General features: G+C 47.8%; 11 protein-coding genes and 1 pseudogene. 4 read left to right on the top strand and 8 right to left on the bottom strand.

Going from position 1 to position 13527, the window contains the following annotated elements:
- Positions 1–215: 215 nt before the first annotated feature.
- From AACU19_RS05030 to mdtM, 6 genes are all read right to left on the bottom strand, one after another.
- Complete coding sequence (locus AACU19_RS05030; protein WP_105278758.1) at positions 216–2288, bottom strand: pentapeptide repeat-containing protein; 2073 nt, start codon at positions 2286–2288, stop codon at positions 216–218.
- A 307-nt stretch (positions 2289–2595) separates the two neighbouring features.
- Positions 2596–2862, bottom strand: coding sequence for a DUF3343 domain-containing protein (locus tag AACU19_RS05025; RefSeq protein ID WP_105278757.1), 267 nt, complete (start codon positions 2860–2862; stop codon positions 2596–2598).
- Positions 2859–3626: a putative 2-hydroxyacyl-CoA dehydratase activator YjiL gene (gene yjiL / locus AACU19_RS05020; RefSeq protein WP_105278756.1), complete on the bottom strand. Its 768-nt coding sequence runs from the start codon at positions 3624–3626 to the stop codon at positions 2859–2861. Before yjiL ends, AACU19_RS05025 begins: the two co-directional genes overlap by 4 nt.
- Before the next feature lie 9 nt (positions 3627–3635).
- Positions 3636–4787 carry a double-cubane-cluster-containing anaerobic reductase gene (locus tag AACU19_RS05015; RefSeq protein WP_105278755.1) on the bottom strand — a complete coding sequence of 384 codons (1152 nt, stop codon included), beginning with the start codon at positions 4785–4787 and terminating at the stop codon, positions 3636–3638.
- 115 nt (positions 4788–4902) lie between these two features.
- Positions 4903–6183, bottom strand: coding sequence for a DUF445 domain-containing protein (locus AACU19_RS05010; protein WP_001037416.1), 1281 nt, complete (start codon positions 6181–6183; stop codon positions 4903–4905).
- Positions 6184–6223: 40 nt separating this feature from the next.
- Complete coding sequence (gene mdtM, locus AACU19_RS05005) at positions 6224–7456, bottom strand: multidrug efflux MFS transporter MdtM (protein ID WP_105278754.1); 1233 nt, start codon at positions 7454–7456, stop codon at positions 6224–6226.
- A gap of 478 nt (positions 7457–7934) precedes the next feature.
- Here mdtM and AACU19_RS05000 point away from each other — a divergent pair, with 478 nt between their 5' ends.
- Positions 7935–8891: an Rpn family recombination-promoting nuclease/putative transposase gene (locus tag AACU19_RS05000; RefSeq protein ID WP_105268513.1), complete on the top strand. Its 957-nt coding sequence runs from the start codon at positions 7935–7937 to the stop codon at positions 8889–8891.
- Between the two features lie 241 nt (positions 8892–9132).
- On the opposite strand, the gene AACU19_RS04995 is transcribed toward AACU19_RS05000, so the two are convergent.
- Positions 9133–10545: an aminotransferase-like domain-containing protein gene (locus AACU19_RS04995; protein WP_105278753.1), complete on the bottom strand. Its 1413-nt coding sequence runs from the start codon at positions 10543–10545 to the stop codon at positions 9133–9135.
- A gap of 176 nt (positions 10546–10721) precedes the next feature.
- On the opposite strand from AACU19_RS04995, the gene AACU19_RS23690 reads away from it, so the two are divergent.
- The 3 genes and pseudogenes from AACU19_RS23690 (at position 10722) to AACU19_RS04980 (ending at position 13076) form a co-directional block, all read left to right on the top strand.
- Positions 10722–10886 carry a DUF1127 domain-containing protein gene (locus AACU19_RS23690; protein ID WP_000394281.1) on the top strand — a complete coding sequence of 55 codons (165 nt, stop codon included), beginning with the start codon at positions 10722–10724 and terminating at the stop codon, positions 10884–10886.
- Between the two features lie 96 nt (positions 10887–10982).
- A pseudogene (locus tag AACU19_RS04985) lies at positions 10983–11636 on the top strand (DUF262 domain-containing protein); the annotation flags it as partial.
- A 276-nt stretch (positions 11637–11912) separates the two neighbouring features.
- The gene (locus AACU19_RS04980) at positions 11913–13076 is read left to right on the top strand and encodes a GmrSD restriction endonuclease domain-containing protein (RefSeq protein WP_241957772.1); all 1164 of its coding nucleotides are present in this window, start codon (positions 11913–11915) and stop codon (positions 13074–13076) included.
- A gap of 46 nt (positions 13077–13122) precedes the next feature.
- Here the strand turns inward: AACU19_RS04980 and symE are convergent, their stop codons facing one another.
- A complete protein-coding gene (gene symE, locus AACU19_RS04975) occupies positions 13123–13464 on the bottom strand; it encodes an endoribonuclease SymE (RefSeq protein ID WP_039020406.1) in 342 nt (113 codons plus the stop codon).
- Positions 13465–13527: the final 63 nt, after the last annotated feature.

Here is a 13527-nt window from a genome sequence, read left to right as displayed (position 1 = left end):
GACAGATAAGGAGTATACGGATGAAGCTTAATGAATTCTTAACGCGGGGCGATGAAATAGTAAACGCCGCAGGGGAGTTGCGGCGTTTGTCTTTGGATGGCGGAACATTTTCAGCTTACATCGACTGATAAATGCGCCTCATCCATGAATGATAGATGAGGCGGTTAACAATTTATATCCTCTGCCATACTCACTCTGTTTGGGTGATTATTGAACTATTCGTCAACTATATACGTTGGCTGATAAGACGTTAAACCCGGAATGGAAAAAGTGCTATTCACTTCTTTCTTTAAACGGGCTTGATTAAAACTGTTACTGTCCTGTTGCTCGGTACTGTTCTTGGCTTGTTTATCGGTACTGTCATTGGCTTTTTTATCGATATTATCATTGTAAAGATATGCACTCTTAAGAGAAACATTATTCACTTTGGCATTGAAAAAACAGGCATTTTTAAAAATCGTATCTATAAATATCGTATTGAACAACCATGCATGGTTAAATAGAATATTAGAACCTTCTGTACCAGTGAAATTAGTATTGTTAAATGTTGCAGCAGAAAAGTTTGTATTAAACAGTTTGCATTTTGTTAAATTAGCGTTTGTAAAATTGGTAAACATGCAGACAGTACCAGTAAGATCATATTCTGAAAGATCTTTATCCGATAGATCGGAATAATTTAGTATTGCTCCAGTAAGAATTACTTTAGGTGTACCAGGTATTCGAGGTGTTGCAGGTATTTTAGGTGCTCCAGGTATTTCAGGTATTTTAGAAGTATCAGATGTTGCAGATGTTGCAGATGTTTCATATAGAATGACTGATGTGAAATCTATGTGTTCAAGATAAGCCTTACTAAGGTCACTTCCAGTAAAATTAACGCCAGTGAGAACTTTTCCGCTGAAGTTACAGTTTCGTAGATTTGCGTTTTTGAAATTTACATAAGTCAAGTAGCGAACTTTACGAAAATCATTATTTTCTAATGTGGCATTTTCGAATTTTGCATTACGCAGATCACAATCTGTAAAATCCACGCCTTCACAGATCGTACCGGAGAAATCCGCTTTTCTAAGAATGCTGCCATTAAAATTGACATTCCTTAGAGCCATTTTAGACAAGTCTATGCCGGTTAAATCCATTCCCGCTAAATTCAACCCTTTGATACACCGTTGACCCGATTCATCTTTAGGAATAGCAGTGCTAATAGTATTGATAACAACATCACCTATCTTGAAGGTCATTGTAATTCCTGCATCAGAGACAGAGAGTTTTCGCGTAAGACGTTCACTCTTATCTCCAGTGATACTCTTCTGAGCAACGTAAAAGCGCTCACATGTATGACAAAATCTTTTCCAGCTCTCATTTGGTGTCAGATTATTGTCCGGGAGGAAGTTAGCAATGCTATAAAGATCGTTCAGAACGCTATTTCTTATTTCAGGAGAGGCGCACTCTATAATTTCAGAGGTGGATATTGTATTTTTTATTTTATCTCTATTATCCGTGAGATTTCGTGATCCTGCTATATTTGGCTGCTGGTGATTTTCTCTGTAGTATTGCAGCACATTTTCCCATTGTAAGTTTGTCAACGAGATAGTTTCAGTCTCGTTATTGTTATCCCGTATTGTTAATTGATTTTCTACTGGGTCAAAAGAAATCATGAAGTTATTCAGATGTCGATATTGATGAGTGGCATCTAATTTCACTTCAAATGAATTTGAACTTTTGCAGGCATGTGTTAAAAACTTATCAAAGGGAAGGTATTGCTCTTTTTCTACGTGCTGTGGGTCATTTCGCAAAACAGAGAAAATGCTCTCTTTCAAATTGTTCTTGTCAATATAGATTGGTAGTTGCGCTTTTTGTTCCATTATTTTAATAAACTGCTGCAGTTGTTCGGTTTTAACATTGCAACTATGACTTATATCTTTGTGGTAAACAGTTAATACGCTTTCATTATCATCTTGTCGATTAAATATTATTTTTAGATCGTTAATTTCAAACTCATTTAAACCATTTCTTTTGGTTTTGGCGATGATTTGTTCTGTTGTTGATGAATATCGATTTAAGGTTAATTCGAGATTATCGGGATTAGAGATAAGATGAATAAAAACATTCAGTACACGCTTAATAAAACCATCATTCAAATGATTTATATCATAATTAATTTGTTTTTGTATGGTTTCAATTTCCGTGTTAATGTCAAATGGTTGGTTGCTTTTTTTATGGCAAGGTTTTAGTCCCGAATACATGTCGAGTGTTGGAAGAATATCGCCGTATATGTTAAATGTGGAGCCCATATTTTTATCCTTGAATTGTGAAATGTTCTTCTAAATCTAAAATAATCATGGGGGGTAAAGATAAGCTTCACACTGAAATTTATCTTTATCATTACCACACCCGGTAATCATTTTATTTCTCTATGCATAATTATGTTTTAAGTATAATATAATGTTTATTGTATTTTAGACACGCAATAGCAAGGTGCTATCAAAAATCGCTCATTTTGTGGACGGGAAATATTTCACGGCAGGCGAGATATTTAATACAACTTCCTTCATGCAGGATTATATGCAGCCAAATATCCGGGCGTTATATTTAAAGGTCTTATTGCCTGGTTGACGCTTCTGAATCGTAATGCACCACGCACTGCCAGTCGCTGCCCTGCTGGCAATATATCGCTTCGGTCTGCCCAGGGATCATCCATTGTATTTCCTCGCCGGGGGGACAGGTCAGCCAAATGCATAACCCGCAGCCGCCGCGTAAATCACGGGGAATATCGCTGACGCGAAAAGTCATGCCCGCTGCCTGCAACGCCTTGCGGGTTTGTATGACGCCGACCGTGGAGTGAAACAAAAATAAAAACTCTTTCATCGGCGTGTCCACACTCGTTGACCAATTACCGCCGCGCCAATTGCGCCAGCAAATTGCGCATCAGGATGGGTATTTACCGGCATTCCCAGGTGAGTTTCCAACATCCGGGCAAACGTCTGGCAATGACTAACGCCACCAGTAAACAGAATCGGCGCTTCACAGGAGAGACGAGCAATGAAATTGGCACTCCGCCGCGCCATCGCGTTAATCACTCCAGCGAGAATCGCTTCTGGCGCGACGCCCGCTGAGCGCAGGCTGATCACTTCTGATTCGGCAAACACCGTACACATACTCGTGATGGCGTGCGGCGTGACATTTTCGGTAATGCTGTCGAGTTGCTCGACGCTGGTGCCAAGCGTGCGCGAGATCACCTCCAGGAAACGCCCGGTGCCCGCCGCGCATTTGTCATTCATCAGGAAATCGCACAGGTTACCGTCGTCATCAAGCTGAATCACTTTGCTGTCCTGACCGCCGATGTCAATTACCCCGCGCGTTGCTGGCGCAAGAAACCGAGCGCCCAGCCCGTGACAGGAGATTTCCGTCACCTGTTTATCGGCAAAATCCACCAGTTGTCGCCCGTAGCCGGTGAGCGTCAGAAACGGCGTTGTTTCTAACCCTTCGCGCAGAGTTTCCCAGGCTTCAGTAATTGCTGTTGCCGGGCGAAAGGGTGTTGGAACGAGGAAACGGCGCGTAATCACGCCGTCTGCCAGTAAGATCCCTTTGGTGGCGGTTGAGCCGGAATCAATGCCAATCGAATATGCCACTGCCACTCCTTACAGCATCTCAATAAAGGCCGCGACACGGGTGCTGAGCTGCCCGACATCTGAGGTGGAGTAGTCTGTTTCAATAGCGATATAAGGAATGTTGTGCTGCTGACGCACATGACGTTTAATCGCCAGCGATTCCACCGCGTAGGTATGGCACGCCTGCAAAATCACATCAACTACGCCATCGACCTGATATTCTTCCACCATCTGGCTGAGCATTTGCAGGCGCTGATCGTTCGGCGAAACACAGGAGCAGCCAATCGCCAGATATTTATCCGCCAGCGCGTCGTAGACATCGCCCGTTTCTGCCACGCATTGCTCGGTCGCTTTTGCCCCGGTGCAGTTTTCATAACCGACAACCCAGCCGCCATTCTCTTCAATCGCGCGCACCACTTTCTCTGCTGCGCCGCCAATTGGGCAGCCGGTGATTAAAATGCGTGGACGCGGGTCCAGTCGCTGGCCTTCTTCCCACTGCTGACGAACGCGGGCGGTCATTGCATCCAGTTCGTCAACCAACGCCTCTTTATCGAACCGGAAGGTTGCGCCGTAGACCACTTTCAGAATGTCGCTGCCGCTAAGCGCTGGAGGATCTAACTGCCCAAGATGATAAAAATTGGCCAGTGCGCGACGTTCGCGGTTTTTCAGCGCAATGGCATCGCGCAGAGCATCTTCGCTAATCTCGTGCCCAAAACGTTCTTCTACCGTTTTTTGCAAGCGCAGCATTTCTGCTTTCCATAACGCGCGTGAGGCATCGTCCTTAACGCTGTTGGGCAATTGCATCACATGAACGGGCTTAAACTCCGCCATGTATTCATACATTTTCTTTTTGCCGTCGCAGGTGGTTTCACCGACCACCAGATCAGAAAAGTAGAAGTAGGGGCATTTATCGGTTTTGCCGAAGCCATAGCTGCTTTTAATCAGCGGGCAGAGGTTGCGCGGCAGATCTTTCTCGGCTTCTTCAATGGTTTCATCAGAGGTGGAACAGAGCGAAACCACAACCGCGCCGGCTGCCATCGGGATCTCTTGCGGCATAAAGGTGCAGTAGGTGCCAACCAGCGGAATGCCGCGCTCCTTGAGAACCATGACGGTGAGAAAGCCTTTCTGGCGAGCTTCAGAGAACTGAGCGAAAATGGCGGGTAGATCGGTGACAAGTGACATGATTTTCCTTCCCCGTACCACGGGAGATAATGAAAAGAGGCCACATTATTACCATTCTTTTAGTGTGGTTTATTTGATCTCTCTCGCGGTTAGCCACTTAGTTTTTCATGGATTTCTAAAAATTGCCGAGGGGAAACAAGGCCGGGAGCTGCGACAGCAAATATAAAATCAGCCCAATACATCCGCCAACCAGCGTACCGTTAACACGAATAAACTGCAGATCTTTGCCGATATTTAACTCGATTTGCCGCGACATATCCCTGGCATCCCAGCTTTTTACCGTATCGCTGATGTGGCGCGTCAGGAATGCGGAAAACTCAGGCGCAACGCGGTGCGCGGCTTGTTCCAGATGACCATTTAACGACGCCCGCAAGGCATCATCGGCAATTAACGTTTCGCCAAACCATTGCCCCGCCCGCGCGATACGTTCTTTCACACGAGAATCTTCGCTGTTGATATCCGCTTTCAGCCATTCCCGTAAATCCCCCCACAATTCACTGAGATAGCGGTTAAAAGCTTCATCTTCTTTCAGATAGCTTTTTACGGCATCGGCTCGCGCTGCCATTTCCGGATCGTTTTTCAGCTTGTCGATCAGGGCGAAGGTGGCGCGATCAAACGCATGGCGGATCTGATGCGCACGATCGCGACTAATATCATCAAGCAAAGAATTCACCGCGTCAGAAACTAACTCCGCGCTATGTTCGCCCAGCCATTCTGTGGGGAGAATTTTGGCTTTCAGTGGATGCTCGCTCTCCAGCCAGCGAACAATTTGCTGGGCGATAAACTTGCGCGATTTATCGCGCTGAAGCAGGGCGATCAACTGTGCGATCAGCGTATCCAGCAGCACCTGATGGCGATCGTTTTTAGTCATGCTTTCCAGCATCAGTGCACTGGTGCCAGAAAGATCGACCTTATCAATCGCCCGATGGACTGCGCGCTTAAGCAGGCGCTGAATGCGCGCATCATCGGTCAGTTCAAGAAAACCGCTCATGATCTGCAACAGATGCTGACCAACGCGGCGGGCGTTTTCCGGCTGACTAAACCAGTTGCCAATCAACAACGCCGGTTCGTGACGTCGAATCAATGCCACCAGCGACTGGGTATCGAGAAATTTTTCCTGCACGAACTGGCCGAGATTTTCACCAATCCTGTCTTTATTACGCGGGATAATCGCCGTATGACGAGAAATAATCGGAATCGGCACGCGGCGAAATAGCGCCACCACCGCAAACCAGTCAGCCAGCGCGCCGACCATCGCCGCTTCAGCAATCGCCTTCACGCCGCTCACCCAAAAATTGGGCGGCAAAAACAGCGTAACGACAAAGGTAGCAGCGGCGATAAGCAGTAAAGAGAGCGCCAACCTTTTGGCGCGTCTGAGTTCGATGAGTTTATTCATAACGTTAAGAATAGAGCCTGACGGCAGGATCGCGCAAAAATCACTGCTCCTCCACTAGCTCGGCTGCCTGATGCTGGCGCACGCGATTGAGCAATCCCGCCAGGGTGAAAACGACGATAACGCCCGCCACAACGGCTAACAGATGAAACGGCAAGCGACCGCCGTTAAACCATAGCCAGCGGCCGATTTCGACCGAGACAGACATCACCATCAGGATCACCATATTTAGCGATGCGGAGACGGTCCCTTTCGGTAAGTTATTGGAAAACAGCGTAAAGCGGAATAAGGTCGGAAAAATCAAACCAATCCCGAAAGCATACAGACTGGTGCCCAGCACCGACCACAGCCAGACATGCGGCGACAGCAGATTGCCTACAATCAACAGAGCGAGGCCGACCAGTTGAATAGGTACGGCACGCCAGATAAACCGCGGTTCGGTCGGATCTTTAACAAAACGCGCCACGATGGCATTCGCGACAATCACCGCACCGAATACCGGAACCTGTGTCCAGGCGAACTGCGTAGTTGTTAAGCCGCCTGCGTCAATCAGGATCACCGGCGAGACAGCCACCCAGCTCATCATCGGGATATAGCTTAAAGAGATGGTTGCTGCGCCAAAGAGGAACAGACGGTTGCAAAAGACATTATGAAAATCGCGTAATACGCTTTTGGCGCTAAACGGAACCGCGCCGCGCTTCACTGTCTCTGGCATCGCCAGCAGTAAGCCAACAAATGAGATAAAACCCATAATCGCAATGATGGCAAAAAGGACTTTCCAGTGCACAAAGTGCATCAGAGCTGCGCCGGAAAGCGGGCCGATAATTGGCGCAATCAGTACGATGGAGGTGATAATCGCCATCAACTTGATCCCTTTTGTCTGCCCGAACGCTTCCTGCACCGTGACATAACCAACGGTGGCAATAAAACAGATACTGGTGCCCTGAATTGCACGCGCGATAAGAAACTGTGTCATAGACGTTGTGAACATTGTCGCGGCGCAGGCAAGGGTAAAAATTAGCGCCCCGGTAATCAGCACCGGCCTGCGGCCAATTCTGTCGGAGAGCGGCCCCAGCAGCCACTGTAACGCCATACCGCCAGCGAGATAGAGACTGACGGCAGCCGGGGCCAGACTGACATCGGCGTTAAAATCACGGACCACATTAATGATCCCAGGCTGGATCAGATCCGTCGACAGATACGCGGCAAAGTCATACAAAATCAACGCCATCGGGAAAAACAGCGTGGCGGCATGGCGGGCAAAAAAACGTGGCATAACAAACAACTCCTTGTCCGGAGAACCCCAACGGGGAAAACGAAATTCAATACCATCGGTAATGACGAAAGGCAGGTGAGAAGGGCAACGAGACTGCAAATGTACTGAATTTCATGTAATCAACCACACTGCCTGTGAACACACAGACAGAGAAATACTTTCTGACTTCGGGTCAGAATGTATAACGATTACAAATAGTCATCAGCACATTACACCTCTTTAATTGATGGGTTGCATAGAAAATATACACCTTAAGTGTAATTAAAATTTGCGGTTAATCAAAAGAGCGCGGTGGAAAGGGGAATATCTGCCGGGTACAGGAAATGTAAAATGCGAGCCTGTTTCCGGAAAAATGTATCGTTTGCAGAAGAATAAAAATAGCCTGGAAAGCGCCTCGGGGAATGGGTAATTGCCGGGTGAGAATGGTTTTGTTAGTCGCTAAAGTCAGGCCATCTTTTTCAACAGGTGATGGATCGCCATGACAAACTTCACGACCAGCACGCCGCATGATGCATTATTTAAAACCTTTCTCACGCACCCTGACACTGCGCGGGATTTTATGGAGATTCACTTACCTAAAGATTTACGTGAACTGTGCGATCTCGATAGCTTAAAACTGGAATCTGCCAGCTTTGTCGATGAAAAATTGCGGGCGCTACATTCCGATATTCTGTGGTCGGTAAAGACCCGTAAAGGAGATGGCTATATCTATGTGGTGATTGAACATCAGAGCCGTGAGGATATTCACATGGCTTTTCGCCTGATGCGATATGCCATGGCGGTGATGCAGCGCCATATAGAGCATGATAAACGCCGACCGCTACCGCTGGTCATTCCGATGCTGTTTTATCACGGTAGCCGTAGTCCTTATCCCTGGTCTTTGTGCTGGCTGGACGAATTTGCCGACCCGACTATCGCACGGAAGCTTTATACCGCCGCGTTCCCGCTGGTGGATATCACTGTCGTGCCAGACGACGAGATTGTGCAACACCGCAGAGTCGCCCTGTTGGAGTTGATCCAAAAGCATATTCGCCAGCGCGATCTAATGGGGCTTATTGATCAACTGGCAGTATTACTGGTTACAGGGTGCGCTAATGACAGCCAGATAACTGCGCTGTTAAATTACATTTTACTGACTGGCGATGAAGCGCGTTTTAAGGCGTTTATCAGCGAACTTACCAGGCGAATGCCACACCACAGGGAGCGAATAATGACAATTGCAGAGCGAATTCATAATGATGGATGGCTGTTGGGAAGGGAGAGGGGGAGGAAAGAAGGGAAAGTAGAAGGGGAACGGAGCCTCCTCCGATTGTTGTTGCAGAATGGGGCCGATCCTGAATGGATACAACGATATACCGGACTTTCGGCAGAGCAAATGCAGGCATTAGATCAGCCCTTGCCTGAAAGCAAGCGTGATCCATGGATCGAGTACTAATCAGAGACGGATGACAAACGCAAAGCTGCCTGATGCGCTATGCTTATCAGACCTACATTTTCTCTACAATCTATTGAATTTGCGCGGTTTGTTGGCAGGATAAGGCGTTCACGCCGCATCCGGCATGAACAAAGCGTACTTTGCTTAATTCAGGCTGGAACGTGACGATGACCCTGCAAAGATAAAACGAGTCACACGCGATTCGTGAGAGGAAATCAGGCGCTTCGCCACTATTTCGAATTCATTCCATTGCCCGATACACGGCCTCGCCAATTTGCTTCAGTGCTTCGCGATAGGTTTCGCTGAGCGGTAAAGCGCAGTTGATGCGTAGACAATTACGGTATTTGCCGGAAGCCGAGAAAATCGAGCCTGCCGCCACCTGGATTTTCATGCGGTACAGCTGTCGCGCAACGCAGACCATATCGACCTGTTCAGGCAATTCTATCCACAGTAAAAATCCGCCTTTCGGGCGCGTAATACAGATTTCGCAGGGAAAATATTCCCGTATCCAGCAGGTATAAAGCGCCAAATTGCGCTGATAGATCTGCCGCATCCGCCGGATATGGCGATGATAGTGACCTTCCAGCACAAACGTTGCCGCCGCCATTTGCGTGGACGGCACATTAAAGCTGCTGATGGCGTATTTCATATGCATCAGTTTATCGTGATAACGCCCCGGTGCGACCCAACCCACGCGCAGGCCTGGTGCAATACTTTTACTGAACGAGCTGCACAACAGCACTCGCCCGTCGATATCCCAGGAATGAATGGTCCGCGGGCGCGGATACTCCGTTGCCAGTTCGCCATAGACATCATCTTCAAAAATCACAATATCATGACGCTGTGCGAGAGAGAGAACGGCCCGTTTGCGCGCCTCCGGCATAATAAATCCCAGCGGATTATTGCAGTTTGGCACCAGAATGATGCCTTTAATCGGCCACTGTTCCAGCGCGAGTTCCAGCGCTTCAACGCTGATGCCAGTTTCTGGATCGGTTGGGATTTCAATCACTTTCACGCCCATGCCGCGCAGCATCTGCATCGAACCGTAATAACAGGGGGATTCGACCGCGACAATATCGCCCGGTTTACACACTGCCATTAACGCCAGCGACATCGAGTTATGGCAGCCGCTGGTGATGATGATGTCATCGGCGGTGACCACCGAGCCGCTGTCGAGCATCAGGCGGGCAATCTGCTCTCGCAATACTCGCTGACCGGCTAACAAGTCATAACCGAGAACGGTTTGCAGATTATGCTGCACCACCCGGCTTAGCTCCCGCCACAGCGGTTTCAGGCTGGGCGTTTCGACATCCGGCGTGCTTTTGCTTAACGGAACAATGGAACTGTCGCTATGCGCCTCCAGCATATCCAGCACCTGATCCCACTGGGTAATTTCCACCGGGCGCTGCACCGGACGCGTCATCGGCGGTACTGGCGGCTGGGCTTTACGTTGTGCGACAAAATAACCCGAACGCGGCTGCGGAGTGATGAGCTTCATCGTCTCCAGCGTCTGATACGCCTGCTGCACGGTGCTGATACTGACGCCGTGCTCCTGACTTAAGCTGCGCACCGACGGCAATTTCTCCCCGTGACGATACAGCCCTTGCTCAATCCGTTCGGCAAGCAGAGTCGCCAGATGTTGATAACGCGTCATGCTGTACTCCTTATTTGGACCATACAGAGAGAAAAACCGGTACAGATGAGGCTAAAAAACCGGATGCAGATGTTGTTTTAACCTGTCTGTATGTTAAATAAAACTAATATTTGCATCTGTATTGTGAACTGCCAGAAGGCGGATGATGAAGCCTCTGAAAGATGAGGAGGCAGCAGATGGAATTTCACGAAAACAGAGCTAAAGCGCCGTTTATCGGCCTGGTGCAACTCTGGCAGGCGGTGAGGCGTTGGCGGCGGCAAATGCAGACCCGACGCGTGTTACAGCAGATGAGTGATGAGCGGTTGAGAGATATTGGGTTACGCAGGGAGGATGTGGAGTGAGGGGGCAATTCATCGCGGATAAACCGGATTTCGCTATAACCTTCACAAGGAAGTGGTTATTATTGCGTCATTATTGCTTCACGGAAGGACGCCAGGATGAAAGCCACAGAGGCTCGCCTACTCGATTTTTTAAAACGTTCGCAGCAGTTTGTTATTCCCATTTATCAACGCACCTATTCATGGACCGGGCAACAATGTCGGCAACTTTGGGACGACATCATTCGTGCCGGAAAGCGTGACGATATATCAGCGCATTTTATCGGTTCGGTTGTTTATATTGAGCAGGGGTTGTATCAGGTTTCTGGTATTTCTCCGTTACTGGTCATTGATGGTCAACAAAGGCTGACGACCGCAATGTTGCTGATTGAGGCTTTATCGCGCCATCTTGGCGAAGACGAAGTTTTTGATGGCTTTTCGGCAATGAAATTGCGTAATTATTATTTGCTCAATCCTTATGAGTCCGGCGAGAAAGGATTTAAATTACTGCTGACCGAGACTGATAAAGACAGTTTGCTGGCGTTAATAAAACAAAGACCAATGCCAGAAAACTATTCCCATCGAATAATGGAAAACTTTACTTTCTTTGATGAGCAAATTGCCAAACTCGGTGATGACTTGATCCCCTTATGTCGAGGGTTAGCAAAGTTATTAATTGTCGATGTGGCGCTTAATCGTGGCCAGGATAATCCGCAACTGATTTTTGAAAGTATGAACTCTACCGGTAAGGCGTTAAGCCAGGCCGATCTGGTGCGCAATTTTATTCTGATGGGCCTCGAACCAGAGCATCAAACCCGGTTGTATGAAGATCACTGGCGTCCAATGGAAGTCGCTTTTGGTCAGCAAGGTTACAGCGAATATTTTGACAGTTTTATGCGTCATTATCTGACGGTAAAAACGGGGGAGATCCCTCGGACAGATGAAGTCTATGAGGCATTTAAACTGCATGCCCGCAGCCAGAGTGTTGCTGAAAAAGGCGTAGATCGGCTGGTTGAAGATATTCACATCTACGCGGAGTATTACTGTGCAATGGCATTGGGAAAAGAAAGTGACAAATCGCTTGCCACGGCTTTTCAGGATTTGCGCGAGTTAAAGGTCGATGTGGCGTATCCTTTCTTACTGGCGCTTTATCATGACTATAAAAATGGCGATTTGTCTCACGAAGATTTCCTGAGCATAATTCGTTTAATTGAATCTTATGTTTTCCGCCGTGCAGTATGTGCGATTCCGACGAATTCTTTGAACAAGACATTTGCCACGTTTTATAAAGTCATTAATAAAGAAAAATATCTGGAAAGTATTCAGGTGCATTTTTTGAACCTGCCTTCATATCGTCGTTTTCCCAACGATGATGAATTTAAACGGGAATTAAAAGTTCGCGATCTCTATAACTTCCGCAGTCGCAGCTACTGGTTACGACGACTGGAAAACGATAAACGCAGAGAGCGCGTGGAAGAGTTTACGATTGAGCACATTATGCCGCAGAATGAAAATCTGTCGGCTAAATGGCGCGAAGAGCTGGGAAGCGACTGGCAGCGTATTCATAAAGAATTGTTGCATACGTTGGGGAATCTCACTTTAACGCGCTATAACTCCCGCTACAGTGACAGACCTTTCGCGGAAAAACGCGATATTGAAGACGGCTTTAAGCATAGCCCGCTTTATTTGAATATCGGTCTTGGACAGTGCGAAAAATGGGATGAAGCTGCCATTCACGCCCGAGCCGATCGTCTGGCCGATCTCGCGGTTCAGGTCTGGCAAGCGCCTTCTCTTCCTGAAGAGGTTTTAGCTGTTTATCGGGGGCAGCCGGAAAACAAAACCAGTTACAGCCTGAGTGATTATCCTTTTCTTGCTGATGGTTCGCATAGCCGGGTGTTATTCGATCATCTTAGCGATGAAGTTATGCGCCTGGACGCAGGGATCACGCAGGAAGTATTGAAGCTCTATATTGCGTTTAAAGCGGAAACGAATTTTGTTGATGTTGTGCCGCAAAAAAGCCGACTGCGATTGTCGCTTAATATGCAGTTTCATGAACTGGTCGATCCGAAAGGTATTGCCAAAGATGTGACAAATGTTGAGCGCTGGGGCAATGGCGATGTAGAAATTGGTTTCAGCGACCTCGCACAACTTCCTTACATTATGGGATTAATCCGTCAGGCATTTGAAAAACAGATGGAGAGCACGTTGGTATAACGTGGCGAATAATACCCGGTAGCACTGGCGCTACCGGGTCAATGTATCAGGCGACTTTCTGTTTACCGGCAATCACCCCAATAAACTCCTGCACCTGCTTCTGTTTACGCGCTGACAGTTTGCACACCTGGCGCAGCGACTGCATCAGTTCGCTCTCTTCGGGGGCGGGTGGTTGGGCGGTGAGGACAATACAGCCTTCCATCACTTTGACATCTACCGCCGTGCCGGTGACAAAACCGGCGGCTTCCAGCCACTGACCTTTCAGGGTGATGGCGGGAATACGGCTGTAATCCGGGTAGCGACTCGCATAACTCACGGTTAATTGACGGTTATTTGCCGGGGAGACTTCTGCTTCGAACGGTTGTGCAATAGAATGCGTGTCAGTCATAACTGCTATTCTCCGATAATAGTGATTGTGATGAGCGGTGCGGGTGTGTTGGCGCACATCCGC

This window comes from Escherichia sp. MOD1-EC4550 (assembly GCF_963876935.1).
Classification (GTDB): domain Bacteria; phylum Pseudomonadota; class Gammaproteobacteria; order Enterobacterales; family Enterobacteriaceae; genus Escherichia; species Escherichia coli_F.
The sequence above is the reverse complement of the archived record's forward strand: the minus strand, read 5'-3'. Positions and strand labels throughout refer to the sequence as shown.

Excerpts from the sequence above, each read along its gene's own strand:
- AACU19_RS05030 (WP_105278758.1), bottom strand. The coding sequence starts at position 2,288 with ATGGGCTCCACATTTAACATATACGGCGATATTCTTCCAACACTCGAC.
- AACU19_RS05025 (WP_105278757.1), bottom strand. The coding sequence starts at position 2,862 with ATGAAAGAGTTTTTATTTTTGTTTCACTCCACGGTCGGCGTCATACAA.
- AACU19_RS05015 (WP_105278755.1), bottom strand. The coding sequence starts at position 4,787 with ATGTCACTTGTCACCGATCTACCCGCCATTTTCGCTCAGTTCTCTGAA.
- AACU19_RS05010 (WP_001037416.1), bottom strand. The coding sequence starts at position 6,183 with ATGAATAAACTCATCGAACTCAGACGCGCCAAAAGGTTGGCGCTCTCT.
- mdtM (WP_105278754.1), bottom strand. The coding sequence starts at position 7,456 with ATGCCACGTTTTTTTGCCCGCCATGCCGCCACGCTGTTTTTCCCGATG.
- AACU19_RS05000 (WP_105268513.1), top strand. The coding sequence starts at position 7,935 with ATGACAAACTTCACGACCAGCACGCCGCATGATGCATTATTTAAAACC.
- AACU19_RS04995 (WP_105278753.1), bottom strand. The coding sequence starts at position 10,545 with ATGACGCGTTATCAACATCTGGCGACTCTGCTTGCCGAACGGATTGAG.
- AACU19_RS23690 (WP_000394281.1), top strand. The coding sequence starts at position 10,722 with ATGGAATTTCACGAAAACAGAGCTAAAGCGCCGTTTATCGGCCTGGTG.
- AACU19_RS04980 (WP_241957772.1), top strand. The coding sequence starts at position 11,913 with ATGGCATTGGGAAAAGAAAGTGACAAATCGCTTGCCACGGCTTTTCAG.
- symE (WP_039020406.1), bottom strand. The coding sequence starts at position 13,464 with ATGACTGACACGCATTCTATTGCACAACCGTTCGAAGCAGAAGTCTCC.